Below are 21287 nucleotides of genomic sequence, written 5' to 3' on the forward strand. Positions count from 1 at the left end.
TTTTTCATGCCTGAAGCTGGGCCCAGGCCTTGTCCAGCCGCTTGACGCTCACGGGCTGTGGTGTGCGCAGTTCCTGCGCGAAGAAGCTCACGCGAAGCTCCTCGAGCAGCCAGCGGAATTCGAGCATGCGGTCGTCCACCACACCCTTGCGCTCGGCCACCAGCCGCCAGTAGCGCTGTTCCTGCGGGCGCAGTTCAGCCAGCTTGGAGGTGTCGCGCGCAGGGTCTGCACGCAGCTTGTCCAGGCGCAGCACGATGGCCTTCAGGTAGCGCGCGAAGTGCTGCAGCTGTGTCCACGGCGAATCGGCGATGAAGCGCTTGCCGATGAGCTTCTGCAGCTGCTGCGCGGCGTCCTGCACCGCTTCGGGCTGGATCTTGGTGTCCTTGATCTTGCGCGCGGCAGCGGCGTACTCGACGAGGATGGTGGACGCGAGACGCGCCACCTCGTTCGCGATCAGCGTGAGCCGCCCGCGCCCCTCTTCCAGTCGGCGCTTGAAGGCGAATTCGTCGGTGGGCAGCGGCTCCTGCAGGAAGGCGCGGTCGATGGCCACGTCGATGATCTGCGCGCGCAGTTCCTCGGAGGTGCCCAGCGGCATGTAGGCCACGGCCATCTTCTGCAGGTCGGGGATGTTCTTCTCGAGGTACTTGAGTGCGTCTTTCAGCTGCAGCGCGAACAGGCGGCGCAGGCCGGCACGGTGCTTCGCGGCGGCCACGGCGGGCTCGTCGAACACCTCGATCGTCACCGCATCGCCTTCGTCGCGCAGCGCAGGGAAGCCGATGAGCGACTGCGATCCGCGCCGCACTTCCATCAACTCCGGCAACTCGCCGAAGGTCCAGGCCGTGTAGCGCTCGCCAGCGGGCAACGCGGGCGTGGCCTTTTCGGGCGCCGCACTTTTCGCAGGTGCCTTGCCCTCGTCGGCCGCCGTTGCCTTCGGCGCCGGTGATGCCTTCACGTTGAGCCCCGCCAGCGCCTGGAAGGCCCCGCGTGCCTGCGCACCCAGCTCGGCCTTCAGCGCACCCAGATTGCGCCCCATGCCCAGCTGACGGCCGTGCTCGTCGACGATGCGCAGGTTCATGAACAGGTGCGGCGGCAGCATGTCGAGCTTGAAGTCGGCGCGCTTCACGTCGATGCTGGTCAGGTCGCGCACGCGCTTGAGCAGCACGTCGGTGAGCGAGCCGCTGCCGAACAGTTCAGGCACTGAGAGCGCCTCGGCCAGCTTGGTCGCCGACTCAGGCAGCGGCACCAGCCGCGAGCGCGGACGCTGCGGCAGGCTCTTGATCAGGGCCTGGATCTTGTCCTTGAGCATGCCGGTCACGAGCCATTCGCAGCGCTCCTCGCTCACCTGGTTGAGCACGAAGAGCGGCACGCTGACCGTGAGGCCGTCTTTCGCGTCGCCGGGTTCGTGCAGGTACGCCGCGGCACAGTCGACGCCACCGAGCCGCAGCGTGGCCGGGAACGATTGCGTCGTGATGCCAGCCGCCTGGTGGCGCATCAATTCATCACGTGTCAGGTACAGGAGACGCGGCTGCTCCCGCGAGGCGTGGCGATACCAGTTCTCGAAGGTGATGCCGCTCGCCACGTCGGCGGGCAGCTGCGCGTCGTAGAACGCGAAGATCAGTTCCTCGTCGACCAGCACGTCCTGCCGGCGCGCCTTGTGCTCCAGGCCTTCGACCTCGCGCACCAGCTTGCGGTTGGCGGTGAGGAACGGGAACTTGCTTTCCCACTGGCCAGCGACCAGCGCTTCGCGGATGAAGATCTCGCGCGCTGCGACCGGGTCGACCTTGGTGAAATCGACCCGGCGCCCGCTGTACACCACGAGGCCGTAGAGCGTTGCGCGCTCCAGCGCCGAGACCTGTGCGCCCTTCTTCTCCCAGTGCGGATCGAGCAGTTGCTTCTTCAGCAGATGCCCCGCCACCTGCTCGAGCCACTGCGGCTCGATGTTGGCGATGCCACGGCCGAAGAGCCGCGTGGTCTCGACCAGTTCGGCCGCGACGATCCAGCGGCCCGGCTTCTTCTTCAGGTGGGCGCCGGGGTGCTTGTAGAACTTGATGCCGCGCGCGCCGAGGTAGGCCTCGTCGTCCTCGAGCTTCCAGCCGACGTTGCCCAGCAGGCCGGCGAGCATCGACAGGTGCAGCGGTTCGTAGCCGGCGGACTCCGCGTTGATGCGCCACTTGTGCTCGGTGACCACGGTGAGCAGCTGCGAGTGGATGTCGCGCCATTCGCGCACACGGCGGATGTTGATGAAGTTCTGGCGCAGCAGCTGCTCGTACTGGCGGTTGCTCAGCTTGTGCGTGTCGCCATGGCCGCCGCGCGCATCGGCGATCCATTTCCACAGGCGCAGGTAGCCGCTGAACTCGCTCTTCTCGTCGTCGAACTTCGAATGGGCCTGGTCGGCCTGCTGCTGCGCTTCCATCGGCCGGTCGCGCACGTCCTGCACGCTCAGGGCCGAGGCGATGACCAGCACCTCTTCGAGCGCGCCGCGCGTGCGGGCTTCGAGAATCATCCGGCCGACGCGCGGGTCGAGCGGGAGCTTGGCGAGTTCGGCGCCGGTGGCGGTGAGCTCGTTCGCGTCGTCGACCGCGCCGAGTTCGTTGAGCAACTGGTAGCCGTCGGCAATCGCGCGCGGCGACGGCGCTTCGAGAAACGGAAACTGCGCCACGTCGCCCAGGCGCAGCGACTTCATTCGCAGAATCACGCCCGCGAGCGAGGAGCGCAGGATTTCCGGATCGGTGAAGCGCGGGCGGCCTTGGAAATCCTTCTCGTCGTAAAGCCGGATGCAGATGCCGTTCGCCACGCGGCCACAGCGGCCCGCGCGCTGGTTGGCCGCGGCCTGGCTGATCGGCTCGACCAGCAATTGCTCGACCTTGCTGCGGAAGCTGTAGCGCTTGACGCGCGCCGTGCCGGTGTCGATGACGTAGCGCGTGCCCGGCACCGTGAGCGAGGTTTCGGCCACGTTGGTGGCGAGCACGATGCGGCGGCCGGTGTGGCTGTCGAAGATGCGGTCCTGCTCGGGGCCCGAGAGCCGTGCGAACAGCGGCAGCACCTCGGCATTGCGGAACAGCGGCTGGTGGCTCAGGTGGCGGCGCAGGTGGTCGGCGGCCTCGCGTATCTCGCGCTCGCCGGGCAGGAAGACGAGGATGTCGCCCGCGTTGTGCGGATCGCGCCAGAGTTCGTCGACGCCCTCGGCGATCGCGTCGTTCATGTCGTGCTCGCGCGACTCCTCGAAGGGGCGGTAGCGCTGCTCGACGGGGAAGGTGCGGCCCGACACATAGATGATCGGGGCCGGTCCCTTGGCCGATGCGAAGTGCTGCGCGAAGCGATCGGCGTCGATGGTGGCCGAAGTGACGATCACCTTCAGGTCGGGGCGGCGCGGAAGGATCTCGCGCAGGTAGCCGAGCAGGAAGTCGATGTTCAGCGAGCGCTCGTGGGCCTCGTCGATGATGAGCGTGTCGTAGGCCTTGAGCAGCGGATCGGTCTGCGTCTCGGCGAGCAGGATGCCGTCGGTCATGAGCTTGACCGAGGCGTCGCGACTGAGGCGATCCTGAAAGCGCACCTTGAAGCCGACCACGTCGCCCAGCGGCGTCTTCAGCTCTTCGGCGATGCGCTTGGCCACCGAGCTTGCGGCAATGCGCCGCGGCTGCGTGTGGCCGATGAGCCGGCCCTTGCCCGGCTCGGCGTTGATCTTGCCGCGGCCGAGTGCCAGCGCGATCTTGGGCAACTGCGTGGTCTTGCCCGAACCGGTTTCGCCGCAGACGATCACGACCTGGTTCGCCTGGATGGCGGCCATGATTTCGTCGCGCCTGCCGGAGACGGGAAGCGATTCGGGGAACTCGATGCGCAAGGGGGCGGAAGGTGTCGTGGTCGTCAAGGGAAAGCAGTCGTCGTCGGCGCGCGGCAGGCAAACCGTCGATTATCGGCGCGCACCGGCTGTTGCACAGCTTCCACAGTGCGGCGTGCCGGTGCAACGTGGGGTGTAAATAATCTTTACTCTACCGCAACGCCTCGCTAGGATCGCGTCCATGTCCTTCCTTGCCCTCACCCCTTTGCGCAGCCGCTGCGCACGCCATGCGCTCCCAACGCATGGCCGGGTCAGGTTGCTCCGCCCGGCCTGAGGCCCGCGCCACTTTTTTCGAGTCGCGCGCTTCAGCCTCAGAAGCGCAGCAACCGTCCCTTCACAGCGTCTGCCTGCCGCTCCCTCATTGCGAGGGGGTGGCCGCTTTTTCGTACCTGTTTCATTCAAAGAAATCATTCCATGTCCACCGACATCCATTCCGAACTGCATGCCGAGCTCGCCGAGCGAACGAAGCACCTGCAGACCGTCGCCCGATCACTGAAGGAAGAACTCTTCGGCATCGACGACATCATCGATCGCGTGATCGAATCGCTGCGCGCCTGGTATGTGCTGCCGCAGCTCATCAGCCGTCCGGTCATCGTCTGCCTCTGGGGCCTGACCGGCACCGGCAAGACGCAGCTGGTGCGCAAGCTCGCGCAGCACCTGGGCTTCTACGACCGCTTCATCGAAGTGCAGATGGACGGCTTCAGCCACGGCTCGGGCCACGGCAGCCGCGGCTCGATCTCGGCCATGCTGGCCGAATCGGGCATCGTCGAGGGCACGCCGGGCATGCTGGTGCTCGACGAGTTCCAGCGCTTTCGCACCGTCGACGGCAACGGCCACGACGCCAAGGTCGAGCGCTACCAGGACGTGTGGGCGCTGCTGTCCGACGGCCGCCTGCCGCCGGCGCTGTCGATGCTCGGTGAAATCGAATCCTCGCTCGCCTACGCCGAGTACGAGCAGGACCGCGACGGCCCCGCCGACAAGAAGAAGCTCAAGAAGCGCAAGCTGCACCTCTCGCCCTGGGAGGCGCGCGAAGTCAAGCGCTGCCTGAAGCTGCCCGAGACCCTGCTGCAGATCATGGCCTGGAAGCCCGCCGAGGTGCATGCGCGCCTGCGCGCCTTCCGCGATGCGCAGCAGAACTGGGAAACCGACTACAGCAAGCTCCTGGTGTTCGTCTCGGGCAACCTGGACGAGATGTACGCCGAGACCGCCCAGCGCGTGGAGGACTGCGACACCGATGCCGACATCTTCCACGCGCTGACGAAGAAGCTCTCGGTCATCGACGTGAAGAAGGCGCTGGCCAATCGCTTCCGTCCCGAGCAGATCGCGCGCCTGGGCAATAACCACGTGATCTACCCGTCGTTCAACCGCGCGACCTACGTGCAACTGATCCTGTCGATCTGCGACCGCTACGTGAGCGAGATCCAGGAAAGCTCCGGCGTGCGCTTCGTGCTCGACGCCGGCGTGTACGAGCAGATCTACGCCAACGCCGTGTTCCCGGCGCAGGGCACGCGCCCGCTGTTCTCGTCGATCCACGCGATCCTGAGCGCCACGCTGGTCAACGCGGCGCTGTGGGCGCTGGAGCGCGGCGCCAATGGCGGTGATGGCGGCGAGCCGGTGTGGCTCTCGCTCGACGCGAGCGTGCCGTGCATCGTGGCGAAGTACCGCAAGGCACGCCGCCAGTTCCCGGTGGTGCTGGAACTCAGCCGCCTCAAGCAGCGTTCGAGCGAGGACTTCCGCGCCCTGCTCGCGGTGCACGAGGCGGGCCACGGCGTGGTCTACGGCGTGCTCTTCGGCCGCGCGCCGCAGGAGATCAAGATCAACGTGGCCTCGTTCGAAGGGGGCTACAACAGCTACGAGCAGCGCAAGACCTGGTCGAAGGAGAACCTGCGCGACCGCATCTGCGTGAGCCTCGCGGGCCGTGCCGCCGAACAAATGGTGTTCGGCGACCAGGCCTGCACCTCGGGCGCCTCGCAGGATTTCATGCAGGCCACGGCCAACGCCGCGCAGTACGTGCGCCACTACGCCTTCGGCTCGCGCCTGAGCCGCACCGACATCGCGAACGACGCCAACGACGACCTGAACACCGACGTCGAGGCGACCAACCCGGAAATCGAGGCCCTGCTGGCGCAGGAGCATGCGCGCGCCTGCGCCCTGCTCGAAACGCACACGGCCGCGCTGATGGCGGTGGTCGACGCGCTCATGCGCGAAGGCTCCATCGCCCCGGCCGAGCTGACCGCCCTGCTCGACCTGCCCGCCACCCCGGCGGGCGAGTCGACCGACGCCTACGCGGCGCTGCTCGCGACCTTCCGCGCCCGCAAGGCGGACGTGTTGCAGCCGGCGGCCGGCCAAGGCCGCGGCGCGGGTCCGCCTGCCGCCGCGGCCCGCGTGTTGCGCGCGTTGGCCTGAGCCGTACGAAACCGCTTCCAAGAATGCACAATTACGCCCCATGTCCACCGTCTTCAATTTCACCTTCGTGCCCTGGTTCCGCTCGGTCGCGCCCTACATTCACAAGTTCCGTGGAGAGACCTTTGTGGTTGCCCTCGCTGGCGAGGCGATCGCGGCGGGCAAGCTGCAGAACATCGCGCAAGACCTGGCGCTGATCCAGAGCATGGGCGTGAAGATCGTGCTGGTGCACGGCTTCCGTCCGCAGGTCAACGAGCAACTGGCGGCCAAGGGCCACGAGGCAAAGTACTCACATGGCATCCGCATCACCGATGCGGTGGCGCTCGATTCGGCCCAGGAAGCCGCCGGCCAACTGCGCTACGAAATCGAGGCGGCCTTCAGCCAGGGCCTGCCGAACACGCCGATGGCCGGCTCGACGGTGCGGGTGATTTCTGGCAACTTCATCACCGCGCGCCCCGTGGGCGTGGTCGACGGCGTGGACTTCAAGCATTCGGGCCTCGTGCGCAAGGTCGATGCGTCAGGCATCCGCCGCACGCTCGATTTCGGCGCGATGGTGCTCATGTCGCCCTTCGGCTTCTCGCCCACCGGCGAGGCCTTCAACCTGACGATGGAAGAGGTCGCCACCAGCGTCGCCATCTCGATCCAGGCCGACAAGCTGATCTTCCTGACAGAAATTCCCGGCATCCGCATCGACAGCGAACTGCCCGAGAGCGAAGACAACCCGATCGACACCGAACTGCCGCTGGACGCCGCCGAGAAGCTGCTCGCGTCCCTCCCCCCCGCGCAGAAACCCACCGACACCGCCTTCTACCTGCAGCACTGCGTGAAAGCCTGCAAGGGCGGCGTGGAACGCAACCACATCCTGCCCTTCGCGCTCGACGGCTCGCTGTTGCTGGAGATTTACGTGCACGACGGCGTCGGCACCATGGTGATCGACGAAAAGCTCGAAAGCCTGCGCGAAGCCACCGTGGACGACATCGGCGGCATCCTGCAGCTGATCGAGCCCTTCGAGCGCGACGGCACGCTGGTCAAGCGCGACCGCACCGAGATCGAGCGCGACGTGGGCCACTACACGGTGATCGAGCACGACGGCGTGATCTTCGGCTGCGCGGCGCTGTACCCCTACCCCGAGGCGAAGACGGCCGAGATGGCGGCGCTGACCGTCTCGCCGCTGTCGCAGTCGCAAGGCGACGGCGAACGCATCCTCAAGCGCATCGAGCACCGCGCCAAGTCCATGGGCCTGGAAAGCATTTTCGTGCTCACCACGCGCACGATGCACTGGTTCCTCAAGCGCGGCTTCCAGCAGGTCAACCCCGACTGGCTGCCCGAGGCCCGCAAGCGCAAGTACAACTGGGACCGCAAGAGCATGGTCCTGGTCAAGAAGATCTAGCCAGCACTCGAAGAAAGACACCCCGATGACGCTCGCCACCGCCCTGCTGTTCGCCATCGTGGCCTTCGCCGCCATCGCCACGCCCGGACCCACCGTGCTGCTGGCGCTCAGCAACGGCTCGCGCCACGGCGTGCGCCGGGCGCTGCCGGGCATGCTGGGCGCGGTGCTGTCGGACTTCGTGCTGGTCGGCGCCGTGGCGCTCGGGCTCGGCGCGCTGCTGGCGGCGTCGGAGTTCTGGTTCTCGATGCTCAAGTGGGTCGGCGCGGTCTACCTGGCCTGGCTCGGGCTGCGCATGCTGCGCTCCAAGGGCGGCTTCCAGTTGCCGATAGCAGATGCGGCCGCGACGGTCACGGCGGACGAAAGCCGGCGCATCTTCTTCAAGTCGTTTCTCGTGGCGGTAACCAACCCCAAGGGCTACATCTTCTGCTCGGCGCTGCTGCCGCAGTTCATCGACCCGACGGCCGCGCAGGCGCCGCAGTACCTGATCATTTCGCTGATCTTCGCGGGCCTGGACATGGTGGTGATGCTGGGCTACGCCTTCGTCGGCGCCCGCGCGATCCGGCTTCTCACGATCTCGGCCACGCGCTGGATCGACCGCGCCTGCGGCGGCATGCTGCTGGCGCTGGCGGGTTCGCTGGCCTTCTACCGCCGCGGCAGCACCTGAAATCGGCCATTTCCCGTGGGGCGGCCGGCGCCCGTCGCCGATAATCCCGGGCATGAATCCCTTGCTTTCCAGGTTGCAGCCGTACCCCTTCGAGCGGCTGAAGCAACTGTTCGCGGGCGTCACGCCCGTTCCCGAATACGCACCCATCAGCCTCGGCATCGGCGAACCCAAGCACGCCACGCCGGACTTCATCAAGGAAGCCCTCCGCGCCAGCCTCGGCGCGCTGGCCGCCTACCCCGCCACCGCCGGCGACCTGAAACTGCGCACCGCCTTCACCGACTGGCTCCAGACCCGCTACAGCCTCGCGCTCGATCCGGCCACGCAGGTGCTGCCGGTCAACGGCTCGCGCGAGGCGCTGTTCTCGCTGGCGCAAACGGTGATCGATGCCACCGTTTCGCCGCAGCCGGTGGTGCTGTCGCCCAATCCGTTCTATCAAATCTACGAAGGCGCCGCGCTGCTCTCGGGCGCCGAGCCGTACTACGTGCCGAGCGTGGCGTCGCGCAATTTCGCGGTCGACTGGGACGGCGTGCCCGACGACATCTGGGCCCGCACCCAGCTCGTGTTCGTCTGCTCGCCGGGCAACCCGACGGGCGCCGTGATGCCGCTGGACGAGTGGCAGAAGCTCTTCGCCCTGTCGGACCGCCACGGCTTCGTGATCGCGGCCGACGAGTGCTACAGCGAGATCTACTTCCGCGACGAGCCCCCGCTCAGCGGCCTCGAAGCGTCGGTCAAGCTGGGCCGGCCCGACTTCAGGAACCTGATCGCCCTCACCTCGCTGTCCAAGCGCAGCAACGTGCCGGGCCTGCGCAGCGGGTTCGTTGCGGGCGACGCGGCCCTCATCAAGAAGTTCCTGCTCTACCGCACCTACCACGGCAGCGCCATGAGCGGCATCGTGGCGGCCGCCAGCATCGCGGCCTGGGGCGACGAGGCCCATGTGGTCGAAAACCGGGCCAAGTACCGCGCCAAGTTCGCCGCCGTCACGCCGCTGCTCGAACCGGTGCTCGACGTGCGCCTGCCCGACGCCAGTTTCTACCTCTGGGCCGGCGTGCCCGAAGTGTGGGCTGGCGACGACGAAGCCTTCGCCCGCGCGCTCTACGCTCAATACAATGTCACGGTTCTGCCGGGGAGCTATCTGGCGCGAAACACCACGCACAGCGCCAACCCTGGCCGGGGCCGCATCCGCATGGCCCTGGTGGCCGAAACGGCCGAGTGTGTGGAAGCCGCCGAACGCATCGTCCGTTTCGTGCAGGACGGCCGGCTCTGACACACCGTCTCCCATGGCCCCTGGCCCCGATTTTTCACCCGAGACTTTCTCCATGACCCAGCAACTGCAACAAATCATCGACGCCGCGTGGGAAGACCGCGCCAACATCTCGCCCTCCGCCGCTCCCGCCGAAGTGCGCGACGCCGTCGAGAGCGTGATCACCGAGCTCAACAACGGCAAGCTGCGCGTGGCCACCCGCGAAAGCGTCGGCAAGTGGACCGTGCACCAGTGGATCAAGAAGGCCGTGCTGCTGTCGTTCCGCCTGAAGGACAACGAACAGATGCAGGCCGGCTCGCTCGGCTTCTACGACAAGGTGCCGACCAAGTTCTCGCACCTGTCGGCCGGCGAGCTGAAGGAATCGGGCGTGCGCATCGTGCCGCCGGCCGTGGCCCGCCGCGGCAGCTACATCGCCAAGGGCGCGATCCTGATGCCCTCGTACGTGAACATCGGCGCCTACGTGGGCGAAGGCACCATGGTCGACACCTGGGCCACCGTGGGTTCGTGCGCGCAGATCGGCGCCAACGTGCACCTGTCGGGCGGCGTCGGCATCGGCGGCGTGCTCGAGCCGCTGCAGGCCGGCCCGACCATCATCGAGGACAACTGCTTCATCGGCGCGCGCTCCGAAGTGGTCGAAGGCGTGGTGATCGAAGAAAACTCGGTGCTCGGCATGGGCGTGTACATCGGCCAGAGCACCCCGATCTTCAACCGCGACACCGGCGAAACCTTCTTCGGCCGCGTGCCGTCGGGCAGCGTCGTCATCAGCGGCAACCTGCCCAAGAAGACCAAGTCGGGCCAGGACTACAGCACCTACGCCGCGATCATCGTCAAGACGGTCGATGCGCAAACGCGCTCCAAGACCAGCCTGAACGACCTGCTGCGCGACTGATCGACCGATCGACCCACCCCCTGCTTTTGTCCCGTTAGAAAACAACAGACCCGAGGAGAGAGACCGATGAACATGATGGAGCGAATTCTTCGTTTGATGGCCGAGCGCAAGGCCTCCGACATCTACCTCTCGGCTCACTCCCCGGTGATGATCCGCATCAACGGCGTCTGCGTGCCGATCAATGCGCAGGTCCTGCCCGCGACGGCGCCGCTCGCGCTGCTGTCCGAGGTGGTGCCCGAAGCCCGCATCCAGGAGCTGGAGAACACGGGCGAACTGAACATGGCCGTCGCCCTCGAAGGCGCCGGCAACTACCGCATCAGCGCCATGCGCCAGCGCGGCACCTATGCGGTGGTGGTGCGGCACATCGCCTCGGTCATTCCGAGCTTTGCCGACCTGAACCTGCCCGACATCCTGAAGACGCTGATCATGGACAAGCGCGGGCTGATCCTGATGGTCGGCGCAACCGGCGCGGGCAAGACCACCACCCTGGCCTCGATGCTCGACTACCGCAACGAGAACGCCAGCGGCCACATCCTCACGGTGGAAGAGCCGATCGAGTTCACCTACACCAACAAGAAATCGCTGGTGAACCAGCGCGACGTGGGCAGCGACACCACCTCGCTGCACATCGCGCTCAAGAACGCGCTGCGCCAGGCACCCGACGTGATCCAGATCGGCGAAATCCGCGACCGCGAGACCATGACGGCCGCCATCGCCTACGCGCAGTCAGGGCACCTCTGCGTGGCCACGCTGCACGCCAACAACAGCTACCGCGCGCTGAACCGCATCCTGAGCTTCTTCCCGGTGGAAGTGCGCGCCACGCTGCTGGGCGACCTGGGCGGGGCGCTGCGCGCCATCGTGTCGCAGCGCCTGTTGCGCACGCCGGCCGGCGCGCGCGTGCCGGCGCTCGAAGTCATGCTGAACACCGCGCTCGTGGCCGACCTGATCGAAAAGGGCGACTTCTCCGCCGTGAAGGAGGCCATGCAGCAATCGATGGCCGAAGGCTCGCAGACCTTCGAGGAAGACATCGCCCGCCTCATCATCGAGGAGCGCGTGACGCGCGAAGAGGGCCTGGCCCACTCCGACTCGCCCACCAACCTGCTGTGGCGTCTGCAGAACCGCGCTGCGCCCAAGCAACAGGTCGACGACCGCCACCTCACCGACCAGGTCGACGAACCGACCTTTACCGACATCACGCTCGACGTGAAGTTCTGAACGAACCCTTTTCCCGATGTCCCGCACGCTCCAGCTCGCCGAACAACTCATCTCGCGCCCCTCGGTCACCCCTGACGACGCGGGCTGCCAACAGATCCTCGGCGAACGGCTGGCGCAACTGGGCTTCGCGCTCGAAACCATCGAGAGCGGGCCGGCCGACTTCCGTGTGACCAACCTCTGGGCGGTGCGCCGCCCGGCCAACGCCACCGACGCGACCTGCAGCAAGACACTGGTGTTCGCCGGCCACACCGACGTGGTGCCCACCGGCCCCGTCGAACAATGGACCAGCCACCCGTTCACGCCCACGCACCGCGACGGCAAGCTGTACGGTCGCGGTGCCTGCGACATGAAGACCTCGGTGGCGGCGTTCGTCGTGTCCATCGAAGAATTCCTGCAAGGCACGCCCGACCCCAAGCTCACGCTGGCCCTGCTGCTCACGAGCGATGAAGAAGGCCCGGGCGTCGACGGCACCGTCATCGTCTGCAACGCGCTGGTCGCGCGCGGCGAGGTCATCGATTACTGCATCGTCGGCGAGCCCACGGCCGTGGAGCGCTGCGGCGACATGATCAAGAACGGCCGCCGCGGCACGATGAGCGGCAAGCTCACGGTCAAGGGCGTGCAGGGGCACATCGCCTATCCGCACCTGGCGAAGAACCCGGTGCATTCGGTGGCGCCCGCGCTGGCCGACCTGGTGGCCCTCAACACGGCCGGCGGATGGGATGCGGGCAACGATTATTTCCAGCCGACCAGCTGGCAGATCAGCAATTTCCATTCGGGCACCGGCGCGAGCAACGTGATCCCGGGCAATGCGGTGATCGATTTCAACTTCCGCTTCTCGACCGAGTCGACGCCCGAATCGCTGCAGCAGCGCGTGCATGCGGTGCTCGATGCACATGGCGTCGACTACACGCTCGCCTGGACGGTCGGCGGCCTGCCCTTCCTGACCACGCCCGGCGAACTCGTCACCTCGGTGCAGGCGGCCATTGCCGACGAAACCGGCATCGCGACCGAGCTCTCGACCAGCGGCGGCACGAGCGATGCGCGCTTCATCGCGAAGATCTGCAAGCAGGTGGTCGAACTCGGCCCGGTCAACGCCAGCATCCACAAGATCGACGAGCACATCGACGTGGCCGAGATCGAGACGCTGAAGAACATCTATAAGCGCACGCTCGACAGGCTTGAAGCCTCGCTCGCTCGATGAGTACCGTCATCGAACTCATCGAGGCCGGCGCCAAGCGACTGGAAGAAGCCGGCGTCGCCTTCGGGCACGGCACGGCGAATGCCTTCGACGAAGCTGCGTGGCTTGTGCTGTGGCGCCTGAAGCTGCCGCTGGACGACATCGATGCCGTGGCCGACACGGCCGTCTCGCCGGCCGATGCCGGCAAGGTCGCGGCGCTGCTCGACGAACGCATCGCCACCCGCAAGCCGGCCGCCTACCTCACCAAGGAAGCCTGGCTGCAAGGCGTGCCCTTCTACGTGGACGAGCGCGCCATCGTGCCGCGCAGCTTCATCGCCGAACTGATCGCCGACGGCAGCATCGACTATTGGCTCGGCGAACACACCAAGCGCGTGCTCGACCTGTGCACCGGCAACGGCAGCCTGGCCGTGCTCGCGGCGCTGACGTACCCGGACGTGACGGTGGACGCCGCCGACCTCTCCGTCGAGGCGCTCGAGGTTGCGGCCATCAATGTCACCCGGCACGAACTCGATGCGCGCGTGAAGCTGGTCGAATCCGACGGCATGGCCAACCTGCCCGGACCGTATGACCTGGTGCTCTGCAACCCGCCCTATGTGAACAGCGCCAGCATGGCCGCCCTGCCCGCCGAATACCGGGCCGAGCCCGAACTGGCGCTGGCCGGTGGCGACGACGGCATGGACTTCATCCGCCAACTGTTCGCCGACGCGCCTTCCCGCATGAGTGAACAGGCGGTGCTGGTGCTGGAAATCGGCAACGAGCGCGACTACTTCGAAGCGGCATTCCCGCAGCTGGAGGTGGTGTGGCTCGAAACCTCGGCGGGCGAGGACCAGGTCCTGCTCGTGACCCGGGCCGCCCTGCTGGCCGGCGCCGGCGCGCGTTAGCTGCACCCGCCCAAGCCCCTTTCCGCCGATTTGTCGCAGCGTTGGCTGCGGTCCCCCTTCATCGGGTGATGCCCCTCTTTTGCCCCTTCGCGCCAGGACGCCCCGGGCCGGACGGGATAATCGCCCCTACGGTTCCTATTTCATGATTACTCTCAAAAACGTCATTCTTCGCCGCAGCGCCAAGAAACTGCTCGACGGCGCCACCGTCACCATCAACCCCGGTGAAAAGGTCGGCCTCGTCGGGCGCAACGGCGCGGGCAAGTCCACGCTGTTCGCGCTCTTCAACGGCTCGCTGCACGAAGACGGCGGCGACTTCTACGTGCCCAAGCAGTGGCGCATGGCCCAGGTGGCGCAGGACATGCCCGAAACCGAGGAGTCGGCCACCGACTTCGTGGTGGGCGGCGACACCCGCCTGACCGAGCTGCGCACCACCCTGGCCGCCATCGAGGCCGCCTACGCCGAGAACCCCGACGATGCCGACATCGGCATGGAACTGGCCCACGCCTACACCGACCTGGCTGATGCCGGCGAGCACGACGCCGTGCCGCGCGCGCAGGCGCTGATCCTGGGCCTGGGTTTCAAGTCGCACGAGCTCGACGGCCCCGTCAACAGCTTCTCGGGCGGCTGGCGCATGCGCCTTCAGCTCGCCCGCGCGCTGATGTGCCCGAGCGACCTGCTGCTGCTCGACGAACCCACCAACCACTTGGACCTGGACGCGCTCGTCTGGCTCGAAGCCTGGCTGCAGAAATACGCCGGCACCATGATCGTCATCAGCCACGACCGCGAGTTCCTCGATGCCGTGACCGACGTCACCCTGCACATCGCCAACGCCCAGCTCACGCGCTACGGCGGCAACTACAGCAAGTTCGAGGACATGCGCGCGCTGCAGATGGAGCAGCAGCAGGTCGCGTTCTCCAAGCAGCAGGACAAGATCGCCCACCTGCAGAAGTTCATCGACCGCTTCAAGGCCAAGGCCAGCAAGGCCAAGCAGGCGCAGAGCCGGGTCAAGGCGCTGGAGCGCATGGAGCGGGTCGCACCGCTGCTGGCCGAAGCCGACTTCACCTTCGAATTCAAGGAGCCGGGCAACATTCCCAACCCGATGCTGTCGATCGCCAATGCGAGCTTCGGCTACGAGATCGAAGACGAAGCGCCCAAGACCATCCTGCGCGGCGTGAGCCGCTCGGTGCTGGCGGGCCAGCGCATCGGCATCCTGGGCGCCAACGGCCAGGGCAAGTCGACGCTGGTGAAGACCATCGCGCGCGAAATGGGCGCGCTGGCCGGCGAAGTCACCGAGGGCAAGGGCCTGAACATCGGCTACTTCGCGCAGCAGGAACTCGACGTGCTGCGCCCGCAGGACAACCCGCTGGAGCACATGGTGCGCATGGCCCGCGAACTGGGCAGCGCCGTCAAGGAAAGCACCGGCGAGCAGGCGCTGCGCGGGTTCCTGGGCAGCTTCAATTTCAGCGGCGACATGGTCAAGCAGCCTGTGGGCACCATGAGCGGCGGCGAAAAGGCCCGCCTCGTGCTCGCGATGATGGTCTGGCAGCGCCCCAACCTCCTGCTGCTGGACGAGCCCACCAACCACCTGGACCTGGCCACCCGCGAGGCCCTGGCCGTGGCGCTCAACGAGTTCGAAGGCACGCTGATGCTGGTGAGCCACGACCGTGCGCTGCTGCGCTCGGTGTGCGACGAGTTCTGGCTCGTGGGCCGCGGCGTCGTCGCCGACTTCGACGGCGACCTGGACGACTACCAGCGCTACCTGCTGGACGAAGCCAAGCGCCTGCGCGAAGAGGCCAAGATCGCGGTGCGCGAGGCCGAAAGCGCGATGGCCGCGGCCGCGGCGGCAGCCACTGCGGCCAAGCCCAGCGCACAGGAGCGCCAGCAACGCAGCGACCAGGCCAAGCCGATCAAGCGCGAAATTGCCCAGATCGATGAACGCTTGGCTGCGGCCGGCGTCGAACGGGCTGCGCTGGAAGCCCGCCTGGGCGAGCCCATCGCGCCAGCCGAGCTCGCCGACGCAGGCAAGCGGCTGAAGGCCCTGAACGAAGAAATCGCCAAGCTGGAAGAGCGCTGGCTGGCCCTCTCGGACCAGCTGGAGGCCCTGGCAGCCTGACCTCATCCGACCCCATCGGGGTCCCACCAAGGAGACACGCCGCATGCCGTCCGCGATCGAACTGGCCCATGGTGACGAAAAACTCATCGCGGCCATCCACCGCAGCCGGAAGCTGATCGGCCGCAAGGCCCTGATGGCGGCGGCGGCCAGCGCGATTCCGCTGCCCGGCATCGACTGGGCCGCCGATGCGGCCCTGCTCTCGCGGCTGGTGCCGCAGATCAGCGCCGAGTTCGGGCTCTCGGTCACCCAGGTCGAAAAGCTCGCACCGCACCAGCGCGAGCGCATCCAAAAGGCGGCCACCACCGTGGGCGCGCTCCTGGTCGGCCGGCTCGTCACGCGCGACCTGCTGATCAAGCTCGCCAAACACGCCGGCGTGCGCCTGACGGCCAAGCAGGCCACCAAGTACGTGCCAATCGCGGGGCAGATCGTGTCGGCCGCGCTCGGCTATGCGGCGCTGCGCGCCCTTGGCGAGCAGCACATCAAGGACTGCGTGCGCGTCAGCGCCACACTCGGTCTAGCGCCTCCCGCACAGCACGTGCCCGTTGGCGCCTAGCGCCGTCGAGCAGCACGCACGCGGTCCAGGCCGCACCCGACAGGCCGAACGCCGCCATGCCGATCACCGCAGGGGCGCCTTTCAGGACCCCGTAGAACAGCGCAGCCGTGGACAGCAGCGCCAACAGCGCGCACAGTGCGCAGTCGAGCCCAAGGCCCGACGACACAGGACGGCGCACCGCCTCAGTCGTTGACGCGGGGCCAGTGAAACGAAGTCGGCGCCGACGCCATCTCGGCGGCTTGCACCTTCACCTGGTGTTCGTAGGCGGTCAGCAGTGCCACGTAGTGGCGCGACATGACGTCGCGCACCCGTCCGAGGCCGATCTTGCTGACCGTGGGTTGTGGGATCCCGGTGCGTTCCTGGATCTGCTTTTGCGTGAGGCCCATGGCCCGCAGCGCCTGCACCAACTCGCGTGGCTTCATTGAAAACTCCCATTTTTATATTTTCCATTCTACTTATAATATTCATTTGAGCTTAAATCTCCGTCCATGGAGACTATTGCCAAACGTGCAAAGGCGGCACGCGAATACGCCAACATGACCCAGAAGGAGGCCGAAGCGGCCTCGGGCGTGAAACAGGCAAGCATTTCGAAGATCGAGCGCGGGGACACCACCCGCACCATGAGCCTGCTCGCCCTGGCGCGCGTCTACCGCGCCGATCCCAACTGGCTGGACACCGGCGACGGCCCGGCGCCGTGGGACCCCATCCAGATCCGCAGGGCGCAGCACCAGGCCAACGAGCCTGCGGCCATCTACCGGGTCGTGCGCGTGCCGCCGGAACTGCCGCACTTCGCGCCCGGAACGCCCGACACGGTGCCGCTCATTTCCTGGTCGCAGGCCGCCAACTGGGACATCGCGGGCAAGCACACAGCCGACCGCTGGATTCCCTGCATCGCGCACCACAGCCCCGAGAAGACCTACGCGCTGCGGGTGGAAGGCGACAGCATGGCCGCGGCGAGCGGCGAGCTGAAGAGCTATCCCGAAGGCTCGATCATCTTCGTCGACACCAACCTCAAGATGCCCGCCGACGGCGAGCGCGTCATTGCCCTGGTCACGGAGGGCGGCAAGCTCACCTTCAAGGAATTCAAGGAGCAGGACGGCCCGCGCTGGCTGTTGCCGCTCAACCCGAAGCACGAGCCGATCCGCACCGCTTTCGTCGTGCTCGGCACCGTCATCGGCAAGTGGGAAGACGAGGACTGATCAACGGCGCGAATCAACGCAATCGCGGCGGCGGCACATGGGGTTCCAGCGCCCACTTCGCCATGGCCTTCTCCGCATCGCGCGCGCGACGCAGGTTGATCTTCTTCGCGGCAAGCTGGGCCGAAATTTCGAGCTTCTTCAGGTCGCGCTGCGCCAACTGCTCGTTGGGCGCAAAGCTGAAGCAGCAGAGCGTGCCGTAGATGCGGCCATCGTCGAGCACGATGGGGGTGCTCAGGTGGGCGCCAATCGAAAAATCCGTGGGCGGAAGCTCATCGAAGTTCGGCAGCGTGGCGACGTTGTGCACGAGCCGCGGCAGGCGGCCATCGATCACTCGCTGGCAGAACGATTCCTCCAGAGGCGACGATTGCTCAGGCTCGATCACCCTCGCCTCGGGTTTCGTCTCGACGCGACGGAACACCCGCCGGCCATCGCAGAACTCCGAGACAAAGACGACGTCCATCTGCAGGTGATCGAGCACCATGCGCAGAACCTCCGTCACCGACACGTCGATGAGATCGTCGGCGCCATCGGGCGTGGCCACCAGCAGTTCGGAAACACGGACTTCGAACGCGTCCGGAGCGTAGTCGGGATCGTAGAAAACCATGCGGCCGATTTTATTTTTCCGCCGCGCAATGGCGCAAGCGCTGCCGCGAGGTCAGGTTGCTTTCAGTTTCAGAACGCATAGTTGGGTCTCTCCCGTGGCCTGCATCCTCTCTGATCCTCCCTCCTCCAGCAGGTCACCTTCCAGCCCGCCTCGTGCGGGCTTTTTTTTGCTCGCCCCCAGGCTACGCGCACTTCGTGTCGCTTCGCCAACCCCCTACCGGGGGCAACACCTGCGGCCTGGCGAAGCCAGTTCCGCGGTGTTCGCTGGAAGAAGACAGGGGGCGGATACGGCTTGGCCTTACTTGGGCAGCAGCACCTTGTCGACCACATGGATCACGCCGTTCGACTGATAGACGTTCGGGATCGTGACGGTGGCGGTGCCGCCCTTCTCGTCGGTGAGCGTGATCTTGCCGCCCTTGCTCTTGGCAATGAGCGTGCCGCCGGCGACGGTCTTCAGTTCGGCGGAACCCTTGCCGGCCTTGATCTCCTTCTTGAGTTCGGCCGCATCGAGCTTGCCCGACACCACGTGGTAGGTCAGCACGCCCGTGAGCGCATCCTTGCTCTCGGGCTTGAGCAGCGTGTCGACGGTGCCGGCCGGCAGCTTCGCGAAGGCCGCATTGGTCGGCGCGAACACGGTGAACGGACCCGGGCCCTTGAGCGTGTCGACGAGGCCCGCTGCCTTGACCGCGGCCACCAGCGTGGTGTGGTCCTTGGAGTTGACCGCGTTATCGATGATGTCCTTGGTGGGGAGCATCGGTGCGCCACCGACCATGACACTGGCCGCCATCGCCGAATAGGCCCCGGCTGAAAGCGCGATGGCGAGGCTGACGGCGGCGAGGCGATGAAGTTTGCTGCTCTGCATGAAGGTGCTCCTGTTGTGTGACGAGCACGTCGCGAAATGCGCGACGGCTGCCTTCAATACGGGGCGTTGCGTGCAGCAGATTCGTTCATCGACGAAAAAAGAAAACGGCGCCTGATTGCGCCGGAGCAAAGCTCAGAACATCAGAACCGGAACGAGCCCAGCGTTCGCAAGTGCGCTCGCAATTCCGAGCGCGGCGTCTTCTTCGCATACGCGAGCGCCAGGATCAGGCCGACGCCCGTCGCGGCCGCGCCTCCCAGCACCAAGGGGTTCAAAAGGAAGCGCCCGATCCGCGAACGCGGTGGCTCACCGCCATTCCCCTCGCCCGAAGCCGCCCTCTCCAGCGGGGTGACCGCCCGCAGGGCACTCGGGTTCTCTTCTCCTTCGAGGATGCCCTGAGAAATCTCCAGCGGCGTCAGTTCTTCTGCAATCGGGCCCGAGAGCCGGGTGTCGTTGTTGGCGCGCATGGGAAAGCCTTTCCTCTCTGATTGATCTTGCGAACAAGCCTCGCCTGCCCGCCCGCCGCGGGCGCTCAGCCAGCGGCGGACATTCGCGTAGGCCGAAGGCGCACGCTCGCCCTCGCACCAGCAAACGGCCTCAGGGCTGGGGCTGCTGGAAGTACAAGTCCGCGAAGCTCCCGCGAATGTGCTCGCCCGTCGGCGCGTAGTCGCGCACCTTCTTCGCCACCACCGTGATCGCCGGGTTTGCTCCCAGCTCGATCGACGGAATGTCACGATGCACGATCTGCTGGAAGTCGATGAAGAGCTGACGCCGCTTGCCCTCGTCCACCTCGACCGCCGCAGCTTCCAGCAGTCGGTCGACTTCCGGGTTCACGTAGTGCGCCGCATTGGAAAACGGCAGCCCGACCTTGAAGTTCTTCGACCAGAACACCCGCTGCACGCCCACCGTCGGGTCGAACAGGTTCGTGAGGCTTTCCAGCGTGATGTCGAAGGCCCGCTCGGTGTAGGCCTTGTTCACGTAGGTCGCGAAGTCGTAGCTCTCGATCACCGCATCGATGCCGATGCGCCCGAGCGACTGGCGCACGAAGTCCGCCGCGCGCCGTTCCTGGAAAGGGTTGTAGAGCAGGCGCAGCTTCAGGCGCGCGCCGCCTGCACCCGCTGCTCCGCGCTTAAACCCGGCCGCGTCCAGCGCCGCCTCGGCCGCCTTCGGATTGAACGGATACGGCTGGATGCTCGCGTCGTGATAGCGCGAGATGCCCTTGCCGATGGGCGATGCCGACAGCGTGCCGTAGCCGTACCACACCGTCTTCGCAAACGCGTTGACGTCGATGGCCTGCGCAATCGCCCTTCTCACTTCGAGCTTCTGCAGCACGGGCGTGTCGAGGTTGAAGTAGATCTGCTGGTGGCTGCCCAGGTAGGGCGAGATGCGCGCGTCGATCTCGATGCCGGGCAGCTTCTTGAATCGCTCCACGTCCGACAGCGGAATGCCGCTGCTCGCAAGATCGGCCGCGCCCGACTCCAGCGCAGCCGCGCGTGCCGCCGCGTCGAGGACGAAGCGCACCACCACGCGGTCGAGATAAGGCTTGGGCTTGTCCCAGTAGTTCGGGTTGCGCTCCAGGATGATGTGGCTGCCCTGCACCCACTCCTTGAACACGAAGGGCCCGGTGCCCACCGGCGCGCTGTTGTACTTGTTGGCCGCGATGTCGGTGCCTTCGTACAGGTGCCTGGGCACGATGGGCGATTCGGTCGCGGCCAACGCCGTCAACAGGAACGGCGACGGCTTGCTCAGCACGATGACCGCGGTGTACGGGTCCGGCGTCTTCACCTCCACCACGTTGGCAAAGGTGCCGCGCCCGCGCGGATGCACCTGCTTGAGCGTGAGGATCGAGAAGGCCACGTCGGCGGAAGTGAAGTCCTTCCCGTCATGCCACTTCACGCCCTTGCGCAGCTCGAAGGTGTATTGCAGGCCGTCCTTGCTCTGCGACCACGCGGTGGCCAGCAACGGCTTGGGCTTGAGCTCGTAGTCGTATGTCAGCAGCCCCTCGACGATCTTCGGGCCGATCTCGGTGTTGCCGCCGGCCGTGGTCGTGAGCGGAACGATCGAGGAAGGAACCGGGTTGATCAGCCAGTTCAGCGAGCCGCCGCGCTGCGGCTGGGCCGCGGCGGTGAGTGCAACAAGAGCGAATGCGGCGACCACGGCCGATGCCGCGCGGCGGGGAACGCCCCGCGCGAGAGTCCAGGGAGTCATGTCTTTGTCGCTC

General features: G+C 66.6%; 17 protein-coding genes. 11 read left to right on the forward strand and 6 right to left on the reverse strand.

Annotation, left to right across the window (positions count from 1 at the left end; all coding sequences use genetic code 11):
• Positions 1 to 4: 4 nt before the first annotated feature.
• A complete protein-coding gene (gene hrpA, locus NU688_RS08340) occupies positions 5 to 3868 on the reverse strand; it encodes an ATP-dependent RNA helicase HrpA (protein WP_257860063.1) in 3864 nt (1287 codons plus the stop codon).
• Between the two features lie 384 nt (positions 3869 to 4252).
• Here hrpA and NU688_RS08345 point away from each other — a divergent pair, with 384 nt between their 5' ends.
• The 10 genes from NU688_RS08345 (at position 4253) to NU688_RS08390 (ending at position 16405) form a co-directional block, all read left to right on the forward strand.
• Entirely contained in the window at positions 4253 to 6244 is a 1992-nt protein-coding gene (locus NU688_RS08345) for an AAA family ATPase (RefSeq protein ID WP_257860064.1), read from the forward strand.
• Between the two features lie 40 nt (positions 6245 to 6284).
• Entirely contained in the window at positions 6285 to 7631 is a 1347-nt protein-coding gene (gene argA, locus NU688_RS08350) for an amino-acid N-acetyltransferase (protein ID WP_257860065.1), read from the forward strand.
• Positions 7632 to 7656: 25 nt separating this feature from the next.
• A complete protein-coding gene (locus NU688_RS08355; RefSeq protein ID WP_257860066.1) occupies positions 7657 to 8295 on the forward strand; it encodes a LysE family translocator in 639 nt (212 codons plus the stop codon).
• A gap of 52 nt (positions 8296 to 8347) precedes the next feature.
• Entirely contained in the window at positions 8348 to 9559 is a 1212-nt protein-coding gene (gene dapC, locus NU688_RS08360; protein ID WP_257860067.1) for a succinyldiaminopimelate transaminase, read from the forward strand.
• Positions 9560 to 9611: 52 nt separating this feature from the next.
• Positions 9612 to 10445 (forward strand): 2,3,4,5-tetrahydropyridine-2,6-dicarboxylate N-succinyltransferase, encoded by an 834-nt coding sequence (dapD, locus tag NU688_RS08365; protein WP_257860068.1) that lies wholly within the window; start codon positions 9612 to 9614, stop codon positions 10443 to 10445.
• A 66-nt stretch (positions 10446 to 10511) separates the two neighbouring features.
• On the forward strand, positions 10512 to 11660 hold the full coding sequence (locus NU688_RS08370; protein WP_257860069.1) for a PilT/PilU family type 4a pilus ATPase: 1149 nt from the start codon (positions 10512 to 10514) through the stop codon (positions 11658 to 11660).
• A gap of 16 nt (positions 11661 to 11676) precedes the next feature.
• On the forward strand, positions 11677 to 12861 hold the full coding sequence (gene dapE, locus NU688_RS08375; protein ID WP_257860070.1) for a succinyl-diaminopimelate desuccinylase: 1185 nt from the start codon (positions 11677 to 11679) through the stop codon (positions 12859 to 12861).
• Positions 12858 to 13739, forward strand: coding sequence for a 50S ribosomal protein L3 N(5)-glutamine methyltransferase (gene prmB / locus NU688_RS08380; protein ID WP_257860071.1), 882 nt, complete (start codon positions 12858 to 12860; stop codon positions 13737 to 13739). Before dapE ends, prmB begins: the two co-directional genes overlap by 4 nt.
• 142 nt (positions 13740 to 13881) lie before the next feature.
• Positions 13882 to 15852, forward strand: a complete 1971-nt coding sequence (locus NU688_RS08385; RefSeq protein WP_257860072.1) for an ABC-F family ATP-binding cassette domain-containing protein — start codon at positions 13882 to 13884, stop codon at positions 15850 to 15852.
• A gap of 43 nt (positions 15853 to 15895) precedes the next feature.
• Positions 15896 to 16405, forward strand: a complete 510-nt coding sequence (locus tag NU688_RS08390) for a hypothetical protein (protein ID WP_257860073.1) — start codon at positions 15896 to 15898, stop codon at positions 16403 to 16405.
• Positions 16406 to 16587: 182 nt separating this feature from the next.
• On the opposite strand, the gene NU688_RS08395 is transcribed toward NU688_RS08390, so the two are convergent.
• Complete coding sequence (locus tag NU688_RS08395; RefSeq protein WP_257860074.1) at positions 16588 to 16827, reverse strand: helix-turn-helix domain-containing protein; 240 nt, start codon at positions 16825 to 16827, stop codon at positions 16588 to 16590.
• A gap of 66 nt (positions 16828 to 16893) precedes the next feature.
• On the opposite strand from NU688_RS08395, the gene NU688_RS08400 reads away from it, so the two are divergent.
• The gene (locus NU688_RS08400; protein WP_257860075.1) at positions 16894 to 17604 is read left to right on the forward strand and encodes an XRE family transcriptional regulator; all 711 of its coding nucleotides are present in this window, start codon (positions 16894 to 16896) and stop codon (positions 17602 to 17604) included.
• A gap of 13 nt (positions 17605 to 17617) precedes the next feature.
• Here NU688_RS08400 and NU688_RS08405 read toward each other — a convergent pair whose 3' ends face one another.
• The 4 genes from NU688_RS08405 to NU688_RS08420 all read right to left on the reverse strand — a co-directional run bounded on the left by NU688_RS08405 (position 17618) and on the right by NU688_RS08420 (position 21274).
• On the reverse strand, positions 17618 to 18208 hold the full coding sequence (locus NU688_RS08405; protein ID WP_257860076.1) for a GAF domain-containing protein: 591 nt from the start codon (positions 18206 to 18208) through the stop codon (positions 17618 to 17620).
• Positions 18209 to 18505: 297 nt separating this feature from the next.
• Positions 18506 to 19069, reverse strand: coding sequence for a fasciclin domain-containing protein (locus NU688_RS08410; RefSeq protein ID WP_257860077.1), 564 nt, complete (start codon positions 19067 to 19069; stop codon positions 18506 to 18508).
• A gap of 140 nt (positions 19070 to 19209) precedes the next feature.
• Positions 19210 to 19533 carry a hypothetical protein gene (locus NU688_RS08415; protein WP_257860078.1) on the reverse strand — a complete coding sequence of 108 codons (324 nt, stop codon included), beginning with the start codon at positions 19531 to 19533 and terminating at the stop codon, positions 19210 to 19212.
• A gap of 130 nt (positions 19534 to 19663) precedes the next feature.
• Positions 19664 to 21274 (reverse strand): ABC transporter substrate-binding protein, encoded by a 1611-nt coding sequence (locus tag NU688_RS08420; protein WP_257860079.1) that lies wholly within the window; start codon positions 21272 to 21274, stop codon positions 19664 to 19666.
• Positions 21275 to 21287 lie beyond the last annotated feature (13 nt).

Origin of the sequence: Variovorax sp. ZS18.2.2 (genome assembly GCF_024701975.1) — a bacterium.
Lineage (GTDB): Bacteria > Pseudomonadota > Gammaproteobacteria > Burkholderiales > Burkholderiaceae_C > Variovorax.

What these genes read in the sequence shown, in the direction of transcription:
- NU688_RS08400 (WP_257860075.1), top strand. Translation starts at nt 16,894, where the DNA reads ATGGAGACTATTGCCAAACGTGCAAAGGCGGCACGCGAATACGCCAAC.
- NU688_RS08385 (WP_257860072.1), top strand. Translation starts at nt 13,882, where the DNA reads ATGATTACTCTCAAAAACGTCATTCTTCGCCGCAGCGCCAAGAAACTG.
- argA (WP_257860065.1), top strand. Translation starts at nt 6,285, where the DNA reads ATGTCCACCGTCTTCAATTTCACCTTCGTGCCCTGGTTCCGCTCGGTC.
- NU688_RS08420 (WP_257860079.1), bottom strand. Translation starts at nt 21,274, where the DNA reads ATGACTCCCTGGACTCTCGCGCGGGGCGTTCCCCGCCGCGCGGCATCG.
- dapC (WP_257860067.1), top strand. Translation starts at nt 8,348, where the DNA reads ATGAATCCCTTGCTTTCCAGGTTGCAGCCGTACCCCTTCGAGCGGCTG.
- NU688_RS08390 (WP_257860073.1), top strand. Translation starts at nt 15,896, where the DNA reads ATGCCGTCCGCGATCGAACTGGCCCATGGTGACGAAAAACTCATCGCG.
- dapD (WP_257860068.1), top strand. Translation starts at nt 9,612, where the DNA reads ATGACCCAGCAACTGCAACAAATCATCGACGCCGCGTGGGAAGACCGC.
- NU688_RS08405 (WP_257860076.1), bottom strand. Translation starts at nt 18,208, where the DNA reads ATGGTTTTCTACGATCCCGACTACGCTCCGGACGCGTTCGAAGTCCGT.
- NU688_RS08410 (WP_257860077.1), bottom strand. Translation starts at nt 19,069, where the DNA reads ATGCAGAGCAGCAAACTTCATCGCCTCGCCGCCGTCAGCCTCGCCATC.
- NU688_RS08345 (WP_257860064.1), top strand. Translation starts at nt 4,253, where the DNA reads ATGTCCACCGACATCCATTCCGAACTGCATGCCGAGCTCGCCGAGCGA.
- NU688_RS08355 (WP_257860066.1), top strand. Translation starts at nt 7,657, where the DNA reads ATGACGCTCGCCACCGCCCTGCTGTTCGCCATCGTGGCCTTCGCCGCC.
- NU688_RS08370 (WP_257860069.1), top strand. Translation starts at nt 10,512, where the DNA reads ATGAACATGATGGAGCGAATTCTTCGTTTGATGGCCGAGCGCAAGGCC.
- NU688_RS08415 (WP_257860078.1), bottom strand. Translation starts at nt 19,533, where the DNA reads ATGCGCGCCAACAACGACACCCGGCTCTCGGGCCCGATTGCAGAAGAA.
- prmB (WP_257860071.1), top strand. Translation starts at nt 12,858, where the DNA reads ATGAGTACCGTCATCGAACTCATCGAGGCCGGCGCCAAGCGACTGGAA.
- dapE (WP_257860070.1), top strand. Translation starts at nt 11,677, where the DNA reads ATGTCCCGCACGCTCCAGCTCGCCGAACAACTCATCTCGCGCCCCTCG.
- NU688_RS08395 (WP_257860074.1), bottom strand. Translation starts at nt 16,827, where the DNA reads ATGAAGCCACGCGAGTTGGTGCAGGCGCTGCGGGCCATGGGCCTCACG.